Below are 17,513 nucleotides of genomic sequence, written 5' to 3' on the forward strand. Positions count from 1 at the left end.
TATAAAAATTAAAAAACAGGATTATGCATGGGACGTAAGTGGAACAACATTAAAGAAAAAAAAGGCGATCAGGACAAACAGCGCTCTTTAATTTATACCAAATCTCTTCGCGAAGTCACAAAAGCGGTAAAACAAGGTGGAGAAGAAGTTGAAAGTAACTTCATGCTTCGAATCGCTCTTGAAAAATGCAGAAAGTATAACGTTCCAAAAGACAACATCGACCGTGCGATCAAAAAAGGTCTTGGTAACGATGATGAAGGATATGAAGATATTGCTTACGAAGGATACGGACCTAACGGTGTTGCTATCTTCGTTGAAGCTTCAACAAATAATGGTACAAGAACTGTTGCTAACGTTCGTAACTTCTTTAACAAGTGCGGCGGGTCCCTGGGAACAACTGGATGCCTTCAGTTCGTATTCGAGAGAAAATCTGTTTTTGAAATCCCACAAGGGAAACTAGTAGAAGACGACTTCACAATGGACATGATCGATGCGGGAGCTGAAGACGTTGTCCTGGAAGACGGGTTCTACACTGTCACTGGACCAATGGAATCTTTCGGTGCCATTCAGACAAAACTAGACGAACTAAAGGTCACTGCTGATGAAGCTGGTCTTGAGCGCGTGCCTCTAACGTTTAAAGAAATCGACAAAGAAACTTTCAAGACGGTTATGAAACTAGTAGACCTACTTGAAAGTGATGATGACGTCACAAAAGTTTACCACAACGTTAAGTACGACGACTCGTTCGCCGACCTTTAGGTTTACCCTACATCCACTTTTTCTGGGCACCCTTTTTATTTAGGGGCGGGATTTTTCGACCTTCTTTTGAGTGGTTAGAATCTTCCCGAGGCCCAATTTTTCACCCATGTTAGTATGACTCTGGTCACACCCCGGAGGCTTTCAATGTTCTTTGGCAAATTACTAGCAATCGCTCTTCTTAGTTTCTGCCTTTTCCAGAATACCGTCTCTGCCAGCGAGGACTTGGATAAAGACCCACTAGAAGGTTTTACTGTCTCCAAAGAAGACATCATTAAGAGTCTTGATGGACTCAAAAAAATGGGAAAAATTTCAGAGAGCGATTACCAGAAAGCTGTAAAGGAATTGACGAGTATGAGTGATGCTCAAGTGAGTGCACTAAAAGAAACGGCCGTCGGCATGGTGAGAAATGACCCGGACAAAGCTGTCGAGCTGGTTAACAAAGGAAACAAGATCGACACAGAAGCGGCTAAAAAACAAATTGGCGACCTGTCTAAACCCAAGGAGTAACTTCTTCGATCAGGTCGATATTATCCTCAACCAGTATTGAAGTGAATTTAAGACTGGTTAAACTTCTTAAAAGGCCTTCGTAATCAAGAAGGCCTTTTTTATTTCTTTTACACATCAGGAGTGCCACTCCTCTTTCTTCCAGAAACCTCACAATACGCGGATTGTCCTGGATCTCATCATCAAAGGAGATCACCATTGTATTGCGCTTAAAACGGTCATTAAAGACGCTCCAGTGCGGTTTTAAATCATGTAAAGAGATCGCAATCAATCTGAGCGGCTGCTTTTTGATATCAAAATTTTCATCATCAACCTGGAAGCTGTCGGTCTGGTCTTTTTGATTGAGCTTTTTCTGGTCAATCAAAATACAGTCAGTATGAGCACGAAGCTCCTGAACCTCACGGTAAGTGGATTCAGGAGAAATAAATTGGATCTTCATTAGTTTAAATATACATCCATCTCAGTAAAGAGACTTGGATTCCTAAAATTCTTTTGAAAGCCGTCACTGGCAATTTCAATTAAGCGAGTGTTAAACATATCTGTTGTTGTCGTCTTAACCGTTAATTGTGGAAGTCGTCCTACGATCTCTCCTTTTTTAACCAGGTAAGAAAGCTGAAGTGGAGTCGAGAAATCTCCCTTATCTGTAAAATCTCCACCATCTCCCATAAAAACCACCACGCATTGATCAAGAGAATTTAAAATCTCCTGCGTGCTCCTCTTTCCGGCCGCAACAACGAGAGCATTAAAACCTAACCCAACAGCGGAGTCATAAGAGCGCATTCCGTTTCCAGTTGCCTCTACTCCATACTTCTTGGCGTTGCGAAGGTCAGCGATCACAGTTTTCATCACTCCGTTTTCAATCAAGGGAAGTTTTTCCAATTTACGGATAGTCCCTTCCTCATCAAACCTGCGGTAGACTCCATCTTCCGGAAGTAAATTGATATCGTAGAGAGAGAAATCTTTGCTAAAAATTTGTTGATTCAGTTTTCCACTATAAAGGGCCGAACCTTCACAATATTTATCTGCACGAAGGGATTCAACCATTTTATTCATCAGCCCTGCACCTTCAATAAAAAGCACCGGGTACTTCCCATTCTGGAAAGAGATTTCATTTTTATAAGCATCAAGATAAGGAAGATTTTTATCAAGGACATCGCCGATATCCAGCGTTCTTCCACTTCCTGAGAAATAACCATCCAGAAGGTTTGGTGATCCTACTCTCTTAAAGAGATAATACCAGCCATTCGTTCCGTATTTCTTCTCCATGACTGCACCCTTGTCATCTTTTAAAGAGACAGTATGAATGGCGCGTTCAAATTTTCCATTGAAGACAAATTCATTTGAATAACCTTGAAGGCGTTCTTGGGTTGCTTCAATCGCCTCCATGATCTGTGACAGAGGTGCCTGAAAGCTTCCTTCGTCGATCATTCTGCCGTTTTGATAATGAGGAAGTTCATAATCGTAAGGAATCCCCACGCTCTTGGCCCCTTGGGCCTTTTTAACCAGCTCAGCATCGCTGATATCTCCCACATAAGAAGTGGTGTAAATTTTATTGCCTTCAAAAAGACGCACGCCTTTTTTGGTGATGTTTTTATTTCGTGAAGAATTCACTTGGCCTGCGACCACTTCAACTGAAAGAGACTCTTCATTTGATGTCAGAATATCGTGTTTCATTGTTTTCTCCTTCCTTAGCTGATCTGCATTTCGTTAACGAGAATCGAAGGTCCACCATCGGCCACAGGAAGTGGCCACTGCTCCATTTTCCCGCATCCGCCAAAGGCAGAGCTTTCAAGGTGGAAATCATCCCCACAAGCTTCGATTTGTTTTAGTGTTTCAAACACTGAACCCGAAAGAACTGAAACGCGAACAGGTTCTGCCAATTCTCCATTTCTGATCATGTAGGCCCTGATTGGTGCAATCGTAAAAGTACTTCCACCAGAACCGTGTTTGAAATTATAGAAGTAAACCCCACCCTCTGCTTTTGTCAGCAGCTCTTTAAACGGAACTTTTCCACCTTCAATATATGTTGAAGTCATGCGTACAATAGGCTCGTACTCAAAGTTCATCGCTCTGGCGTTTCCTGTTGGTTTTTCTTCAAGCACGTTTGCCGTATGAGTTGAGTGCAGACGCCCGGTTAAGACACCATCTTTAATCAAGTACGTTTTCTGAGCTAATGTTCCTTCATCATCAATCGGACAGTATCCCGATGTGTTGTCGTGAACACCTGTATCAACAATAGATAAACAAGGAGCTGCGATCGTGCTTCCCAGTTTCCATTCTTTTGTCGCTTCGGGGTCCCCCATCATGAAGTCCGCTTCAGATTTGTGGCCAAAAGATTCGTGAGTGAACACTCCAGTGATTTCCGGAGAAAGAACGACCTTATATTTTCCAGGCGTGATTGTCTTTGCGCTCAGGAATTTTTGAGCTTCAACAAAGTAATTCAGGATATCGCTCTCCAGGTTCTGGAACGAATTAAATTCGGTTGCATAAAGCCTGAAGCCATCCTCAAAGAGCTCTTCACCTTTTTTTAATGTGGCCCCAAAAGCAAAACCGGCCTGGTTAAAATCGTAAGAGAACTCTGTCCCCACAGAAGACTTGTAGAATTTTTCTTTGTACACATCGGTGTACCTGATTCTTGAATCCTTCAGGTTATCAATTTTTTTAATTAGCGGAAGATACTTTTCCCCCATCTTCACTTTGTCTTCAAGTGAGATATTAGAAAAAGCATGTTTCGTTTTATTAATCAGGTGATGGGCCCCATTGTTAGCTGGAAGCGCATAAACACCAGAAGCATGAGGGCCTGCCTCAGCTTGCTTAATTAATTTTGTGATCTCATCTGCCAATGCACTGACGGCCGTTGTTGAAGAATAAAACCACGCTCCATGGTGATGAACGCGAACAAAAGCACCTAGGACTGGTCTTTCACTGACCGCAACCAGTTCGCCGTTTTGAAAAAGAAAGCTGCTCGATTGCGTGCGCTCAATTCTTACGTCGACAAAGTGACAAGGAAACTTTCTTAGATCTAATCTATCTAAGACATTCTTGATATCCATAGGTCTCTCCTGTGATTAATTCTCAAATAAGGGAAGTGAAAAAATCTGTCCCTCATGATACCAGAGTTCAGCAAAATTTTCGATGAAAAGCACTTGGTCTTTGGCGCGCAAGGCGCGAAAGAGAGGTTCAATGTGATGAGACTCGTCTTTTTCTCCATTTAAGTAGAATTTAAAGTCCTTCATAATTATCTTAGTATGCAAGTCAAGATTTGCGCGCTTCAAAGGAGTGCGCACAAAAGGGTTTCTTTCCTCTGGAACCTGGCGGTGAAGATAAAAATCAATCTCACCTTTATAACGGAAGCTCCCTTTCTTTTTAAGCTCAGAGACAATGTCTTCACTGTCATTCAACTGGAAAGACACTTTCTTTTTATTAAAGTAATCCCCTTTAATCTTATGCATGAGCTGATCGTTGTTTTCGTCCGGATAAAGCCCAGATAGAAAAGCTTTGGTGACAAATTCAATGGTAACGTGAAAAGACGGATTGTAAGCGCGGGGCTTGAGTGTGAGTCCATTAAAATAAAACTCACTAATAGATGCTATCGAAGGGTTCTCCTGGACTTTTCTTAAAGCGATGGACAGCTTGTTGTCCATCGCTTCGTCTCCACTTCCCCATTCTTCTTTGCTTGGAAATAATGAGAAATCCACTCTTACTTAAGTTCCACGTTCAGTTCGATATTAAGATTTTTATTTCCTAAATCTGTTGAAGGAAACTTTGGATCCATCCCTTCGATCGCTCCTGCTTTATTAAGAGCATCACCAGATGGTGAGTAACGGGCAATTACGTGAAGAGGTCCTTTAAAATCAGCACCAGGAATCATCACGTTTTTTTGTGTGATCACAAAGGCCTGAGGAAAAGTTGGTCTATCAACTTTGATAACTGCAACAGGTGGAGTCCTATCGTTTGGCCCTGAATCCGGCCCAGCTTGTTTTGCGAAGATAAAAAGTACACCATTTTTAGTGATCTTTTTTTCCAGTCCTTTTTTTAATGTCACCATTCCACCAACTTTTGGGTCAGTGTAAGCGTGAGCGTTAGTTAGTGTTGCAATAGATAAAAAGGCAGCTAAAAAAAGACTTCTCATGGTCAAACTCCTTATGGGATAAAAGATGCACCAATGATAGTATGAAGACAGGAGCTAATCAAATGAAGAACAAAAATTTATGCTTGATTGGGTGCGGCTGGTTAGGAAAACCATTGGCAAAAACACTTTTGTCTAAAGGGCACACTCTCACCGTCACTACGGCCAGCGACAAGTCACCTGAATTTCAAAGTGAAGGGATTTCTTACATCACTTTTGATTTAATCCAGGACCCTTTCAACGAAGAGATTCTTAAGGCCGACGTTGTCGTTTATACCATTCCACCTCTTCCCTTTGTCGCTGTTAAAAATTTCTTTGATCATCTCCCAACCGATAAAAAAATTATTTTCACCAGCTCGACATCTGTGTATGGAAAAAACATGGGAAGTGTAGATGAAGACACTCCGATTGACCCGGAAAACACTCAGTCTCCGCTTCTGGCACAAACGGAAGAGTATCTGCGAGCTCGCTTTAAGAATGCCGTTATTTTACGCCTGGGCGGTCTCTACGGAGAAAAGCGCCACCCCGTCTATTTTCTGGCAGGAAAAAAAGATATTAAAACCGGTGGTGAGTTTCTACACCTTGCTCATCAAGACGATTGTGTGAGCGCTATTACAAAAATCATTGAGACAGAAATGTGGGGACAAACCCTTAACATCATCAGCGATTTGCGAATCACTAAGCGCGATTATTACCTGGATATGGCCCAGAAACTCTCTCTGCCTCTGCCGGAGTATGCTGAAAGTGATAAGGGGTTAAAAGAAACTAAGATCTCTAATCAGAAATCCAAAACTCTTCTGCAGATTCATTATAAAAATCCTAGCGAATTTTATAAATCTTCTGAGTGACGTCTTGATCAGACTCCTCTTGTCTCTTGGAAGTAATGCGTTCGATTTCTTTTACGATATTAGTAACACGTTGAAGAGCGTCTCCAATGCGATCGAAGTACTCTGTACTTGCTTCCTTCTTCGCTTTTCTTAGAAGCCCAAAGGCAATCGTTAGAGGATTGTTGATTTCATGGTTGTATGTTGCAATCAGAGAGTTGATTGATTCAACTTCTCTTTTCTCCATGGCCTCACGGTAATTTCTTACAGCATTGATTTGAGAATTAATACGCGCTTCTGCGATATCAATGTTAACCGGCTTCTGGATATAATCGTTAGCACCAAGCTTAAGCGCCTCTACAATATCAGCAACGTCTGTTTTAGCAGTCGCCATGATAATAGGGATATCAATTGATGAATACACCGTACGCACGTATTGCAGGACCTGAAGCCCTGTCATTTCCGGCATAACGATATCAAGAAGGATTAAATCAGGTGTGTCGCCTTGAAGTGCCTCAAGGCAATCTCTGCCTGATTCCACACACGTCACGTTGAAGCCTCTTTTCATAAGCCTTTGTGATAAAATTCTTGAATTGATTTGGTCGTCATCCACAACCAGGATTCTGATACTCATGCCCAACTTTTCGGTTAATAACATACAAAAGTTTAAATATATCCTATTTGTATTTTGGGTTTTTTATAGGAAATATTCCTCTCACAATATTTCAAAAGGATAGAAGTAGCCGAGTCTTTAACTTCGGCAGTTAAATCCCGCAGAGGTTTAGTTCAATTGGGTATTAATACAATATATTTACAGAACAACTTATTGAGTTTTATTCCAATACAGATAGAGTTTAATCACTACCATTTTTAAGGATTAAAGATGAGAAAACTGCTCCCTGCCCTCTTACTTGTTATTTCTTCCAATTCATTTGCCTGGGACACCACCAATTTTAAAGACGAGGCCCTTTCTCCTTTTACGACTTCAGCACGAAATGTTCTAATGGTCGGAACAGGACTGACTCTTACCGTTCTTTTACTGGAAGACTCTATTGTCGATTACACTCAAAACGAAGTCGCTAACGACAAACCACTAGGATCACTTTCAAAATTCGGTGACCTCTCTGGACAGCTCTTGCCAAACGCCATCTATGCTCTTGGTCAATCTCTGGCCGGAGTCAATGGAGATCCCGAAGGATACAGAAGAGCGATTGGAATGCTTAAGGCCTCTGCCTACGCTTCAGGCGTAACGACTGCTTTAAAGTACACAATCAGAGAACCTCGTCCCATTAACGGACACAAAGATAAAAACTCATTTCCTTCAGGACACACGACAACTGCTTTTGCTTTTAGTGGATATGTCTTAGGCGAACATGGCTGGGCATGGGGAACTCCCGCACTTGCGCTTTCAACTTTTGTAGGTATCAGCCGAATCAATGACAACCGCCACTTCCTGCACGACGTTCTTGCCGGAGCGACTATTGGACTTTCATACGGGCTTGGGATTGCTAATTTAGATAAGGCAAAAAAAGACAATGGTGAGAAAGAGAGAGGCCTTACAATTGTCCCAATCTTTGACTGGAACACGAAAGGCCTGGCCTTGGTTGGTGAATTTTAATTTTCTTTTAGTTCTTTTTACCGATCACCGTCATACCCATTAAATACGGCTGAAGTTTGGCCGGAATCTTTACAGAGCCATCAGCTTGCTGGTGGTTCTCTAAAAAAGGCACCAGGATTCTTGGAGTCGCAATCGCCGTGTTGTTTAAAGTGTGAACGTATTGAACTTTGTTGTCATTGTCTCTGTAGCGAGTTTGAGTTCTGCGCGACTGCCAGTCGTGAAGAGCTGAACAGCTGTGAGTCTCTCTGTATTTTTGTTCAGATGGAACCCATGCTTCAACGTCAAACATGCGCACCTTACCTGCTCCCATATCTCCCGTACAACATTCAACAACTCTGTATGGAAGCTCAAGGTCCTGAACGATTTCTTCAGATGTCTCAAGCAGGATCTTGTGCCATTTTTCAGACTCAGCAGGATCGTTTTTACAGTAAATAAACTGCTCTACTTTCATGAACTGGTGAACTCGGATTAAACCACGTACATCGCGTCCGTATGACCCAGCTTCACTTCTAAAGCATGGAGAATAACCCGCGTATAGAATGGGAAGTTCTGCTTCTTTTAAAATCTCTCCTGCGTGAAGAGAATTGATTTGAACTTCTGCTGTTCCCGCTAAGTAAATGTTTTGTTCTGGAATGTAATAAGCCTGGTCTCTTCCGTTTGGAAAGTGTCCTGTTCCGTATAGTGCTTCTTCGCGAGCGAATGCTGGAACTGAAACAACAGTGAAACCTTTTTGCATTAGTTTATCCATAGCAAGTCTGTGCATTGCTAGCTCAACCAAAACCATTTCATTTTTTAGTGAGTATGAGCGAGAACCAGAAACTTTGGCGATTCTTTCAAAATCGGCCCAGTTGTTTTTCTCTAAGATTTGAACGTGATCAAGTGGAGTGAAATCAAACTTTGGAAGCACTCCTGCTTTTTTTACTTCAACGTTATCGTTGTCGTCTTTTCCAATTGGGGCCTTTGGCGAAGGGATTTGCGGCGTAAGATACATAAGCGTCTTAAGCTCTTCCTCGGCCTTCTCTGCGCGCGGCTTAAGGGCCTTTACTTTTTCATCAAGGGCCTTACTCTCAGCGATAAGCGCTGGGCGTTCATCAGGTGAAGCCTTAGGAATCTTCGCTGTTATTCCGTTTTTTTGCGTTAAAAGATTTTGTTCCTCAGTCTTTAGGGATGAAACTTCTTTATCTAGGGCCAGCAATTGATCAATATCAAGTGCGACGTTCTTAAGCTTACAAGCGTTCTTTACGATGTCAGAATTTTCCCTGATGAATTTAATATCTAGCATAGTGGTCCCTTGGTATACTGGTGAGAGTTTAATGCTTCCTATTTTGCCTTATTTTGGCAAGTTTTAATAGGAAAAACACAAGGATTCCCCGTGGCACGTTGTAAATTTTGTAGCAGAGAAATTACCTGGATGAAGGAAGGTGGAAGAAACCGTCCGATCAATGGTGATGGTGGAATTCACGCTTGTGATGAAATGAAAGCTTCAATGAAATCTATTAAATCAATTGAGAAAACAGAACTCGATGCTGATATCTTAAAGCAGTACGAGCAAGCGATTAATCTAAAAGTTCAAGGAACTAAGAAGTAGAATTTATCTGCTTTCAGTGGGTGAAGTCACTTCATCGAGATTGTTTAAAGGAACTCTCTTAATAAAGTGTCTTTGCCTGATCGGACAATCCGCCAGTTCACAATTTTCACAATACACTTTACGGCAAGGATCTAAATGGATTCTGATTTCTGCTTCCACCGGGTATTCTTTTAAAATACTCTGCTCGTAGTTTTCACTGAAAGTATGGCCTTCGGCCACTGACCAAAATTCAGGAATAACCATGTGGCATTCGATATGGTGGAAAGGTCCACTTTTAATTATGCGCGTGTAGTGAATATCAATAACGCCCGGGACATAATTTTTTTCAAAAAGTCCGGCCACTAATTGCAACAATTCCTGATCGTGAGCATCCAAAAGAACATTCCCCGAACGAATAAGAATCCTCGTTCCCTGAATACATAAAACAGTTCCAAAGAATCCTGCGATCACGGGGTCCACCCATTGGGCACCGGTAAATTTAACAATCAATAAACTGAGAAGAACTCCAATACTCGTAAGGGCATCCCCCATTAAGTGGGCTCCGCTAGAGAGCATGGCCTCTGAGTGATGGCGTTTCCCTTGTAGCTTGAGAATGAATCCCAAAATTCCATTGATCACTCCTGTTAAAACGATCAACGCCAGACCGGCGTTGACTTCTTCAACATGAGCACCATGGAAAAAAATCTGAATCGACTGGATGATAATCAAGATACCGGCAAGAGTGATCGCACCGCCTTCAAAGGTCGCGGCCATACTCTCTACTTTTCCATGACCGTAAGGATGGTCTTCATCCGCGGGCTTTGCTGCCACAACAATCACCACCAATGTAATGAATCCAGCAACGACGTTAACAATACTCTCCAGCGCATCAGAGAAAACTGACTGCGATCCGGTTAAGTGGTAAGCGTAAAATTTTAAACTAAGTAAAATGATACCGATAACCAGCGAGAGTGCTGGTAAAAACTTTCTTTCTTCGTGATTAATTTTTGGATGATGATTTGCCATAAAATGATTATAGCAAATTCCCAGGGAAAATGTCTTTTACTTTAAAAATCGCTGATCTCTAGGGAGTATGACACATGAAACTTTTTTTCGGTTTCTAGCAATGAAGTTATAGACAGTGTCGCGGATAAAACGCGGGATAAGTTTTAATAAAAGTAATAAGGATTTCACGCCCCCTAAGCGTCTGCCAATTTCAATCACAGCATCACTCTTGTAAAACAATTTCCCATCAGAAAGAAACACCACCGTGCTCATATCACTTTCCCCACCGACTTCAGTCTTATAGGTCTCGCCATTGAGAGGTGCAAAGAGCAGTTCTTTTTTAGAGTCGAGAGAAACCAAGGCCCTTACCGAGCGCTGGCATAACCCACAATCCCCATCATAAAAAACGACCTTATCCATTTTGACTCCCTCCTCTATTTTGGCACCATCAGTGCACTATGACTAGGTATAAGCACGCTCACTTATATTGATTAACCTTCTTAAGAGGGCTTGCAAACGATCTCGGTGTCTAAAGTTTAAACAGCTGTAAAGCACTAAGTATATTTCGAGGAGACTCTTTATGAAATCGCTATTCATCTTAACAATGTCCATGGTCCTGGCCACTCCGTTATTTGCTCAGGATGACGTTCAAGTCGACCGTGAGATCGAACGCGATATCACTGAAGGAAAAATCCAGGCGGCCGAATCTCTTTGGCTAAGAGACATGGAAAATGGCATCGACCAGAAACAACAAAAAGCAGGAGCTCTTATCGTACTAGTTGCCAACAGGGCCCAGGAAAGAGTGTCTGTTGGTAACGATAGCGTTCGCGAAGAGGCCGAATACGCTCACGTAGGGTTCGTGGCCCGTCTACAAGGCATCCGTGAAGACCGCGAAGCTCTGGCGAGAAAAGAAATTCAACCTGACTACGCCACTCTACAAAATTACTCTAAGCGTTTAGATACCTTAATCAGCGATTTACAAACATTTTTAAAATAACTAACTCATAAAATTTAAGAGAATCCTGTCTACAGGATTCTCTTATTGCGCTTTTTCTGCGATAATTCTGACTCACCTAAGAAAAGGATTATCCAGATGAATTTTTACCAAGAACTAGAAGACCGCGGACTCATCGCGGACGTGTCGAACCCGGAATTAAAAGAACTCTTAAACACTAAGAAAATTTCTTTTTATATCGGCTATGACCCGACGGCTAAGTCGCTTCAGATTGGTAACCTCTTTGCCATCATCACCATGAAACGTTTCCAAAACGCAGGACATAAACCTTATGTTCTTCTGGGTGGCGCTACTGGTATGATCGGTGACCCTTCAGGAAAAAGCACTGAGCGCGTTCTTCTGACAGAAGAAGTAATCAAAGAAAACATTGAAGCGCAGAAAAAACAATTTCAGAAAATTTTAAAATTCGACGGAGAAAATCCAGCGATCATGGTTAACAACTACGATTGGATGGGGAAATTCTCTTTCCTGGAATTCCTAAGAGACGTTGGTAAGAAATTCAGGATTTCTGAAATGATCGCCAAGGAATCAGTTAAGAAAAGACTTGAATCAGAAGTGGGGCTAAGCTTTACAGAGTTCTGCTACCAAATGCTTCAAGCTTACGACTTCCGTCACCTGTCACTAAATCACGACATCATCCTGCAAATGGGTGGAGGCGATCAATGGGGTAACATCACTGCGGGTATCGATTACACTCGTAAAATGGATGGACGCCAGGTGTACGGTTTAGTTATTCCACTGGTAACTGATTCAAACGGAAATAAATTCGGAAAATCTGAAGGTGGGACAGCAATCTACCTTGACCCGGAAATGACATCTCCATACCAAATGTACCAATACCTGCTTAACAGCGAAGACGCGTCAGTTGTGAAGTACCTGAAGTACTTTACGTTCCTCTCACTTGATGAAATCGCGGCCCTTGAAGCTAAGACGGTTAATGAGCCTCACCTGCGTGAAGCTCAAAAAGTGCTGGCAAGTGAAGTGGTGAAGCTCGTTCACGGCGAAGAAGGCCTAAATGCCGCTTTAAACGCGACAAAAATCTTCTTTGGTGAAAAGATCACCAACCTAAAAGATAAAGACCTGACGGCGATCTTTAAAGACGTTCCTTCAGTTGAACTTCCGCGTGCTGAACTTCAGGCCGGGATTCCTTTACTTGACCTTTTAGCAAAAACTCCACTTTTTCCAAGTAAGAGTGAAGCAAGAAGATCGGTTGAGCAAAAAGGTGTTTACCTCAATAATGATACGATGCCAGAGATGACGACGGCGATTAACGAGTCTCACCTTGCGAGTGAAACTTGTATGGTTATCAGAAAAGGTAAAAAGAATTATTGCGTGATTAAATTTGCTTAAAAAAAAGGCCGCATTTCGCGGCCTTTTTTATTACTTCTTTGGTGCTTTGTGATCATTCGGATCTGTCGGAGTAGTCAGCTTCTTAATCTTCCCTCTCTTTAAATCATTTCTTTCCTGGATAGCTTTAGTGTTAGGAACCATGTGAGTTGAAAAAGGTGTTTTCTCTCCTAATACCTGCGCCTGAACAACGATCGTTAGGCGAACAGCATCTCCTACTAAAACCCCACCAGCATCCATTTGTTTGTTCCAGACGATCTCGAAATCTTTGCGATTAAGTTCACCACTAAGAGTAAAAAAATAGTTTTCTTTATCCCAAGGGTCTTTTAATTTTCCTTTATACAATCCATCAAGAGTCACAGATTTCGTCACTCCACGAAGAGTTAAGTCTCCGGTGATTTTAAATTTCTGTCCGGTCGCCACTTTTACAGGGCCAGCAGACTTAAACGTGATCTCCGGATAGTTGGCCACAAAAAAGAATTCATGCCCCTTTAAGTGAAAATCTCTTTTCCCATCATTGGTATCGACACTCTCACCGACGATTTCCACTCTAACGTTTGAGAGTGTGTCTTCCTTATCATTTAATTCAAAAAAGGCGCGGTAGTCTTTAAACTGTCCTTCAACTTTCGTCATCATCATGTAATCCACATCAAAACCGATGCGCGAGTGTTCTTTAATCAGCTCAAATTGTTTTGCCTGAGCAGAGAAAGTGAGGGCCATTGCAAAAAAGAGAGTTAAGTATTTCATGTCTTTCCTTATTTTTTAGGGATGCGGATAACGATCTTATCTTTTTGATTGATCACTTCTGCTTTATCAGCATCCAGTCCAGGAGCAATCGTGAACATGCGCTCAGAAGAAGTCTCCAGGACGCCATTAGAATTGTCTTTAATGTCTTCGCTAATTTTGATCATGCCGTCTTTAATTTCCACATTGAGTTTGTGGTTAGTGCCGTCATCACCCCTTAGCGGAATATCGTAATAAACGTTTTTATTATCTTCTCTTTGCGAGATAATCCCCAGCGTACTCGCCCCTCTCATATCCATGCTGTCTTCCTGCATGCGCGAGATAGTGTCCATCATCTTCTCGTGATCAAAATCATCCGGGTTAACTGGAAATCGATCTTCCGACTTCACCACTTGAACCGGCATGCGGTTTATTTTGGTCAATATATGATTCGTTAGAAAACCAATGCAGAAAAAAATGACGGCAATGAAAAACTTAGTAGTTAAAAATCTCTTCATAGTGCCCCTTATTATAGAGACTTTGGTGCAATAACAAAAGGGCGGTTTTGGGGCATAATATGGGCACTAAACAAAAAAAATTGCTAACCTATCAAGTGCTTAATACTCCTAAGAAATGAGAGTTTTTTATTCAAGTTTAAAGGTCTCCAACCGAAAGGGTTTAATATTAGGGAACAGACCCTAATCAACCACAGCAAAAGGACCCTCAATGAACAAGTCTTCTAACTTCAAAGGCAAGATTTTCTTTTCTGCTGACTCTTTTGCCACTAAAAAAACATTGATGTCCTACTACGCTGAGCCCCTGGAAATGAGCTTTGATCAAACGATCATGTCCTCATTCGATTTTTTAAATCTTAACCCGGATGAAAAAAAACAACTTTCATCTCGCCATAGAAAAATGCTGAACAACTACCGCCACATTAATCCGTTTGCTTTAAACGTTGATGCTCAGGAATTTGTGGAAAGTATCTCTAAGTGCAAATCAGATAAAATCATTGTTCACGCTCACGATTACGGAGCCTACATTTGCCTGGCCGCTCTTTACTCTGGAAAAATTCCTTCTGATAAAAAAATTGAATTCCACTTCGAGAGCTCACCTCTGGCACTTTTCCCGAAGACGTTTTTAAAGAACACACCAAAGACAGATCACAAGATCGTCTTTCACGTGCAGGAAGACTCATGGCTTGGGCCATTTTCTACCCTGTATAGCAATGATAAAATTAAGTGCTTCTATCGCCCGAAAGCTGCCTGATTAATTTCAAAAACAAAGGATGTACCTGGGCCTTCGTTTCTAGTGGCATAGATACGTGCGCCCAGAGAGTCTGCAACAACTTTACAGATGGCAAGCCCTAAGCCGCTACCTTGAGCTTTTGTAGCTGTGCTTTGCAAGCGGTGAAAGCGACTGAAGATCTTTTCCAAGTCTGCTTCTTCAATGCCCTCTCCTTCATCGGAAACGCGCACGCTGAGCATCCCTTTTTTGCTCTCTCCTGTTATTGTCACCGTTGAAGACTCTGGCGAATACTTAATGGCATTTTCAATCAGGTTGTAAAAAAGCACTCCCAGTAAATCGCGGTCGCACATAATTGAGAGCTCATCTTCCGAGGCCTGATAAAATGAATCGAAATCCAGATGTAGAGAGATCTTCTTCATATTTGCAAGCTTTGAAAGCCTCGAAACCTGGGCCAGGGCCACTTCATCCACACGGTTTTTAGTGAAGGTTAAATTGCTGGCCCCACTATCGACACGGGCAAGGATTAGAAGGTTGTTGGTTAACTTTGTCAGGAAGTTAATCTCCTGAGCAATGCTTTCCATAAAGCGAGTCATCTCGGCTTCAGAGCGTTTTTCAGAAATAAAAACTTCCAGCTCTCCCTTCATAATGGCCAGTGGAGTTTTGAGCTGGTGAGAAGCATCCTGAATAAATCTATCCTGGGCATCAAAAGCTTCATTCAATCGGCTTAAAAGGTGGTTGATGGTGTCGGCCAGCTGCCAGATCTCCCCTTTGCTTTGAGGGACTGGTACGCGCTCTTCCAGGTTTGTGACTTCAATCTCTTTGGTTTTTGCAATGATCATCATCATCGGTCTTAAGGCGCGCCCGACGAAAAAATAACCAATCATTAATGAAACCAAAAGCATGACCGGGACACTGATATAAAAAAACTTTACCAGATTGCGGTTAATCACTAGAAAATCTGTTTCAGGCACAGCGATCTGAAGAATGAGCGGTGTATCTTTTTGCAACACCGGTAATAAGTAGTTAATCACTCTGTAAGGAACTTTTTCATTCACCATGGTTGAAAAGCTCGCTCCATTTTTCAGGACGCGGGCGACGATGCCTTCATTCAGGCGGGAAATTTGTGTTTCATGCAGATGAGGTCTGGTCTCAATAACATTGCCGTTAATATCCATCACCGCAATAAAACTGTTTTTTAAAGTGAACGGCAGGATCTTTTCATTGAGTTTTAAAATGTTCGAGTCAAACTCGACATCGCCGTATTTATCCACATCCAGAGACTCGGCCACGTCAACAGCGTAGTTATATAAACTAGTGTCGAATTCGGCGATTTGAAGCTTGGAGAATTGTGTGTAAAGAATATAACAGAAGCCCGATAACATACCGGTAAAAATGAGACCGAAAAGCAAACTCAGTCTCAGTTTTAAACTGATCTTCTGCCAAAAAAACATAGCTACTCTTTTAAGATATAACCATACCCAACCATGGTATGGATCATTTTCTTGTCAAAAGGTGTGTCGATTTTTTTTCTCAACATATTGATGTAAACATCAATAACATTGGTGTTGGTGTCGAAATTAACGTCCCAGACATGTTCGCTGATTTCCACTCTGGTAATCGGACGTTCCGGGTTGCGCAAAAAGTATTCAAGCAGAGAAAATTCTTTTGCAGTTAATGTCACTTCTTTCTGACTTCTCACCACTTTTCTTTGAACCAGGTCTAATTCGATATCGCCGAAACGAAGCTTCGAACTCTCTGTTCCATGGTTTCTTCTTAGAAGCGCTCTGATACGAGCGAGAAGCTCTTCAAATTCAAAAGGCTTTGTCAGATAGTCATCTGCACCTGAATCAAGTCCGTTAATTTTATCTTTGGTTGTTGAAAGTGCCGTCAACATAAGAATCGGCATGCGATAGCCATCACGTCTTAAATGTCTGGCAGTGTCCATTCCGTTTTGATCGGGAAGATTGACATCAAGAACGACAAGGTCGTATTCGTTTTCACAAACCAGACTCTCGGCCCCTGATCCTGTTTCAGATACATCAACCATGTACCCTTGGGCCACTAGACCCTTTTTGATAAAGCTTGCCATTTTCGGCTGGTCTTCAACAATTAATATTCTCATGGTTATAGAGTATAGAGATTCAAAAAGGGGAACTCAATGAGTTCCCCTGAATAATGTCCAAAATTTATGTGGAGACTATTTTTTTGGAGCTGGAGCAGCTTCTGCAGCTGGAGCTTTTGTTTTTTCAGCAACGCAAGCTTCGATTTTAGCTTTGTCACCTTTGTGTTCTTTTGCACAAGCTTCCATAGCAGCTTTGTGAGCGTCTTTTTCATGGTGCTCAGCAAAAGCAGAAACTGAAACGATAGTCATAGCGATTAATAGTAAAGATTTCATAACACTCCCTAGGTATATGAGAAGCAAATTATTTTGCTTCCTTTTGATAATTAACAATACACTCGGTCAATTTTTTGCCCTTAAGCTCAGAGTCGCCTTTCAGGCACGCCTCTTTCGCTTTCTTGTAGGCCTTGGTACTCTTGCTTTCACGCATCTTGCTTCCCCCAGGGAAAGCTCTTTGTGACGAATCCTCTCCGAGAGCGATGGCCACAAAAACGGTGAAGATAAACATGAGTATCGTTTTCATGTCCTATAGTATCGGCGCCAAACATTAAAAAGAGATTTAGCTGAGATTAAAAAATTTTAATCTCGTCCATACCTGATCAAAATCATCCGTATTAATCCTTGAAAAAATTCACTTTTTGACCCTTTTTGCCGA

23 protein-coding genes are annotated in these 17,513 nt (G+C 41.8%); 8 read left to right on the plus strand and 15 right to left on the minus strand.

Annotation, left to right across the window (positions count from 1 at the left end; translation table 11 throughout):
- The first annotated feature begins 27 nt into the window (after positions 1-27).
- Together ACN20O_RS02690 and ACN20O_RS02695 are read left to right on the plus strand one after the other, a co-directional pair.
- The gene (locus ACN20O_RS02690; protein ID WP_491636966.1) at positions 28-759 is read left to right on the plus strand and encodes a YebC/PmpR family DNA-binding transcriptional regulator; all 732 of its coding nucleotides are present in this window, start codon (positions 28-30) and stop codon (positions 757-759) included.
- A 144-nt stretch (positions 760-903) separates the two neighbouring features.
- Positions 904-1,266 (plus strand): hypothetical protein, encoded by a 363-nt coding sequence (locus tag ACN20O_RS02695; protein ID WP_491636968.1) that lies wholly within the window; start codon positions 904-906, stop codon positions 1,264-1,266.
- Here ACN20O_RS02695 and ACN20O_RS02700 read toward each other — a convergent pair.
- From ACN20O_RS02700 to ACN20O_RS02720, 5 genes are read right to left on the minus strand one after another with little or no spacing between them, the layout of a single operon-like run.
- Positions 1,250-1,702 carry a hypothetical protein gene (locus tag ACN20O_RS02700; protein WP_491636970.1) on the minus strand — a complete coding sequence of 151 codons (453 nt, stop codon included), beginning with the start codon at positions 1,700-1,702 and terminating at the stop codon, positions 1,250-1,252. The genes ACN20O_RS02695 and ACN20O_RS02700 overlap by 17 nt on opposite strands.
- Positions 1,702-2,937 carry a metallopeptidase TldD-related protein gene (locus ACN20O_RS02705; RefSeq protein ID WP_491636972.1) on the minus strand — a complete coding sequence of 412 codons (1,236 nt, stop codon included), beginning with the start codon at positions 2,935-2,937 and terminating at the stop codon, positions 1,702-1,704. The genes ACN20O_RS02700 and ACN20O_RS02705 overlap by 1 nt, the downstream gene beginning before the upstream one ends.
- A 14-nt stretch (positions 2,938-2,951) precedes the next feature.
- Positions 2,952-4,316, minus strand: a complete 1,365-nt coding sequence (locus ACN20O_RS02710; RefSeq protein WP_491636974.1) for a TldD/PmbA family protein — start codon at positions 4,314-4,316, stop codon at positions 2,952-2,954.
- A gap of 15 nt (positions 4,317-4,331) precedes the next feature.
- Positions 4,332-4,961 (minus strand): hypothetical protein, encoded by a 630-nt coding sequence (locus tag ACN20O_RS02715; protein WP_491636976.1) that lies wholly within the window; start codon positions 4,959-4,961, stop codon positions 4,332-4,334.
- Positions 4,962-4,963: 2 nt separating this feature from the next.
- Complete coding sequence (locus tag ACN20O_RS02720; RefSeq protein ID WP_491636978.1) at positions 4,964-5,395, minus strand: c-type cytochrome biogenesis protein CcmI/CycH; 432 nt, start codon at positions 5,393-5,395, stop codon at positions 4,964-4,966.
- A gap of 62 nt (positions 5,396-5,457) precedes the next feature.
- On the opposite strand from ACN20O_RS02720, the gene ACN20O_RS02725 reads away from it, so the two are divergent.
- Positions 5,458-6,240: a Rossmann-fold NAD(P)-binding domain-containing protein gene (locus ACN20O_RS02725; protein WP_491636980.1), complete on the plus strand. Its 783-nt coding sequence runs from the start codon at positions 5,458-5,460 to the stop codon at positions 6,238-6,240.
- Here the strand turns inward: ACN20O_RS02725 and ACN20O_RS02730 are convergent.
- Complete coding sequence (locus ACN20O_RS02730; RefSeq protein ID WP_491636982.1) at positions 6,212-6,850, minus strand: response regulator; 639 nt, start codon at positions 6,848-6,850, stop codon at positions 6,212-6,214. The two genes, ACN20O_RS02725 and ACN20O_RS02730, sit on opposite strands and share 29 nt — an antisense overlap.
- A gap of 249 nt (positions 6,851-7,099) precedes the next feature.
- Between ACN20O_RS02730 and ACN20O_RS02735 the strand changes: the two genes are divergently transcribed.
- On the plus strand, positions 7,100-7,834 hold the full coding sequence (locus tag ACN20O_RS02735) for a phosphatase PAP2 family protein (protein WP_491636984.1): 735 nt from the start codon (positions 7,100-7,102) through the stop codon (positions 7,832-7,834).
- A 7-nt stretch (positions 7,835-7,841) separates the two neighbouring features.
- Here the strand turns inward: ACN20O_RS02735 and serS are convergent, their stop codons facing one another.
- Positions 7,842-9,116 (minus strand): serine--tRNA ligase, encoded by a 1,275-nt coding sequence (gene serS / locus ACN20O_RS02740; RefSeq protein ID WP_491636986.1) that lies wholly within the window; start codon positions 9,114-9,116, stop codon positions 7,842-7,844.
- 90 nt (positions 9,117-9,206) lie between these two features.
- Between serS and ACN20O_RS02745 the strand changes: the two genes are divergently transcribed.
- Complete coding sequence (locus ACN20O_RS02745) at positions 9,207-9,422, plus strand: hypothetical protein (protein WP_133566608.1); 216 nt, start codon at positions 9,207-9,209, stop codon at positions 9,420-9,422.
- Between the two features lie 3 nt (positions 9,423-9,425).
- On the opposite strand, the gene ACN20O_RS02750 is transcribed toward ACN20O_RS02745, so the two are convergent.
- On the minus strand, positions 9,426-10,427 hold the full coding sequence (locus tag ACN20O_RS02750) for a cation diffusion facilitator family transporter (protein WP_491636989.1): 1,002 nt from the start codon (positions 10,425-10,427) through the stop codon (positions 9,426-9,428).
- Between the two features lie 36 nt (positions 10,428-10,463).
- Positions 10,464-10,826 (minus strand): thiol-disulfide oxidoreductase DCC family protein, encoded by a 363-nt coding sequence (locus tag ACN20O_RS02755; RefSeq protein ID WP_491636991.1) that lies wholly within the window; start codon positions 10,824-10,826, stop codon positions 10,464-10,466.
- 160 nt (positions 10,827-10,986) lie between these two features.
- On the opposite strand from ACN20O_RS02755, the gene ACN20O_RS02760 reads away from it, so the two are divergent.
- Positions 10,987-11,403 (plus strand): hypothetical protein, encoded by a 417-nt coding sequence (locus ACN20O_RS02760; protein ID WP_491636993.1) that lies wholly within the window; start codon positions 10,987-10,989, stop codon positions 11,401-11,403.
- Positions 11,404-11,499: 96 nt separating this feature from the next.
- Positions 11,500-12,771, plus strand: a complete 1,272-nt coding sequence (gene tyrS / locus ACN20O_RS02765; RefSeq protein WP_491636995.1) for a tyrosine--tRNA ligase — start codon at positions 11,500-11,502, stop codon at positions 12,769-12,771.
- 30 nt (positions 12,772-12,801) lie between these two features.
- Here tyrS and ACN20O_RS02770 read toward each other — a convergent pair whose 3' ends face one another.
- Together ACN20O_RS02770 and ACN20O_RS02775 are read right to left on the minus strand one after the other, a co-directional pair.
- Entirely contained in the window at positions 12,802-13,515 is a 714-nt protein-coding gene (locus tag ACN20O_RS02770; RefSeq protein WP_491636997.1) for a YceI family protein, read from the minus strand.
- 8 nt (positions 13,516-13,523) lie between these two features.
- Complete coding sequence (locus tag ACN20O_RS02775) at positions 13,524-14,009, minus strand: hypothetical protein (protein WP_491636999.1); 486 nt, start codon at positions 14,007-14,009, stop codon at positions 13,524-13,526.
- Between the two features lie 208 nt (positions 14,010-14,217).
- Between ACN20O_RS02775 and ACN20O_RS02780 the strand changes: the two genes are divergently transcribed.
- Positions 14,218-14,760: a hypothetical protein gene (locus ACN20O_RS02780; protein WP_491637001.1), complete on the plus strand. Its 543-nt coding sequence runs from the start codon at positions 14,218-14,220 to the stop codon at positions 14,758-14,760.
- Here the strand turns inward: ACN20O_RS02780 and ACN20O_RS02785 are convergent.
- The 4 genes from ACN20O_RS02785 to ACN20O_RS02800 all read right to left on the minus strand — a co-directional run bounded on the left by ACN20O_RS02785 (position 14,739) and on the right by ACN20O_RS02800 (position 17,381).
- Complete coding sequence (locus ACN20O_RS02785; protein WP_491637003.1) at positions 14,739-16,190, minus strand: sensor histidine kinase; 1,452 nt, start codon at positions 16,188-16,190, stop codon at positions 14,739-14,741. The two genes, ACN20O_RS02780 and ACN20O_RS02785, sit on opposite strands and share 22 nt — an antisense overlap.
- A 2-nt stretch (positions 16,191-16,192) precedes the next feature.
- Positions 16,193-16,861, minus strand: coding sequence for a response regulator transcription factor (locus ACN20O_RS02790; protein WP_491637005.1), 669 nt, complete (start codon positions 16,859-16,861; stop codon positions 16,193-16,195).
- 75 nt (positions 16,862-16,936) lie between these two features.
- The gene (locus tag ACN20O_RS02795) at positions 16,937-17,134 is read right to left on the minus strand and encodes a hypothetical protein (RefSeq protein ID WP_491637007.1); all 198 of its coding nucleotides are present in this window, start codon (positions 17,132-17,134) and stop codon (positions 16,937-16,939) included.
- Positions 17,135-17,162: 28 nt separating this feature from the next.
- Entirely contained in the window at positions 17,163-17,381 is a 219-nt protein-coding gene (locus ACN20O_RS02800) for a hypothetical protein (protein WP_491637009.1), read from the minus strand.
- Positions 17,382-17,513 lie beyond the last annotated feature (132 nt).

This window comes from Bacteriovorax sp. As-1 (assembly GCF_058446905.1).

What these genes read in the sequence shown, in the direction of transcription:
- ACN20O_RS02735 (WP_491636984.1), top strand. Translation starts at nt 7,100, where the DNA reads ATGAGAAAACTGCTCCCTGCCCTCTTACTTGTTATTTCTTCCAATTCA.
- ACN20O_RS02710 (WP_491636974.1), bottom strand. Translation starts at nt 4,316, where the DNA reads ATGGATATCAAGAATGTCTTAGATAGATTAGATCTAAGAAAGTTTCCT.
- ACN20O_RS02695 (WP_491636968.1), top strand. Translation starts at nt 904, where the DNA reads ATGTTCTTTGGCAAATTACTAGCAATCGCTCTTCTTAGTTTCTGCCTT.
- ACN20O_RS02725 (WP_491636980.1), top strand. Translation starts at nt 5,458, where the DNA reads ATGAAGAACAAAAATTTATGCTTGATTGGGTGCGGCTGGTTAGGAAAA.
- serS (WP_491636986.1), bottom strand. Translation starts at nt 9,116, where the DNA reads ATGCTAGATATTAAATTCATCAGGGAAAATTCTGACATCGTAAAGAAC.
- ACN20O_RS02755 (WP_491636991.1), bottom strand. Translation starts at nt 10,826, where the DNA reads ATGGATAAGGTCGTTTTTTATGATGGGGATTGTGGGTTATGCCAGCGC.
- ACN20O_RS02705 (WP_491636972.1), bottom strand. Translation starts at nt 2,937, where the DNA reads ATGAAACACGATATTCTGACATCAAATGAAGAGTCTCTTTCAGTTGAA.
- ACN20O_RS02775 (WP_491636999.1), bottom strand. Translation starts at nt 14,009, where the DNA reads ATGAAGAGATTTTTAACTACTAAGTTTTTCATTGCCGTCATTTTTTTC.
- ACN20O_RS02730 (WP_491636982.1), bottom strand. Translation starts at nt 6,850, where the DNA reads ATGAGTATCAGAATCCTGGTTGTGGATGACGACCAAATCAATTCAAGA.
- ACN20O_RS02780 (WP_491637001.1), top strand. Translation starts at nt 14,218, where the DNA reads ATGAACAAGTCTTCTAACTTCAAAGGCAAGATTTTCTTTTCTGCTGAC.
- ACN20O_RS02770 (WP_491636997.1), bottom strand. Translation starts at nt 13,515, where the DNA reads ATGAAATACTTAACTCTCTTTTTTGCAATGGCCCTCACTTTCTCTGCT.
- ACN20O_RS02750 (WP_491636989.1), bottom strand. Translation starts at nt 10,427, where the DNA reads ATGGCAAATCATCATCCAAAAATTAATCACGAAGAAAGAAAGTTTTTA.
- tyrS (WP_491636995.1), top strand. Translation starts at nt 11,500, where the DNA reads ATGAATTTTTACCAAGAACTAGAAGACCGCGGACTCATCGCGGACGTG.
- ACN20O_RS02690 (WP_491636966.1), top strand. Translation starts at nt 28, where the DNA reads ATGGGACGTAAGTGGAACAACATTAAAGAAAAAAAAGGCGATCAGGAC.
- ACN20O_RS02760 (WP_491636993.1), top strand. Translation starts at nt 10,987, where the DNA reads ATGAAATCGCTATTCATCTTAACAATGTCCATGGTCCTGGCCACTCCG.
- ACN20O_RS02795 (WP_491637007.1), bottom strand. Translation starts at nt 17,134, where the DNA reads ATGAAATCTTTACTATTAATCGCTATGACTATCGTTTCAGTTTCTGCT.
- ACN20O_RS02785 (WP_491637003.1), bottom strand. Translation starts at nt 16,190, where the DNA reads ATGTTTTTTTGGCAGAAGATCAGTTTAAAACTGAGACTGAGTTTGCTT.
- ACN20O_RS02800 (WP_491637009.1), bottom strand. Translation starts at nt 17,381, where the DNA reads ATGAAAACGATACTCATGTTTATCTTCACCGTTTTTGTGGCCATCGCT.
- ACN20O_RS02790 (WP_491637005.1), bottom strand. Translation starts at nt 16,861, where the DNA reads ATGAGAATATTAATTGTTGAAGACCAGCCGAAAATGGCAAGCTTTATC.
- ACN20O_RS02720 (WP_491636978.1), bottom strand. Translation starts at nt 5,395, where the DNA reads ATGAGAAGTCTTTTTTTAGCTGCCTTTTTATCTATTGCAACACTAACT.
- ACN20O_RS02700 (WP_491636970.1), bottom strand. Translation starts at nt 1,702, where the DNA reads ATGAAGATCCAATTTATTTCTCCTGAATCCACTTACCGTGAGGTTCAG.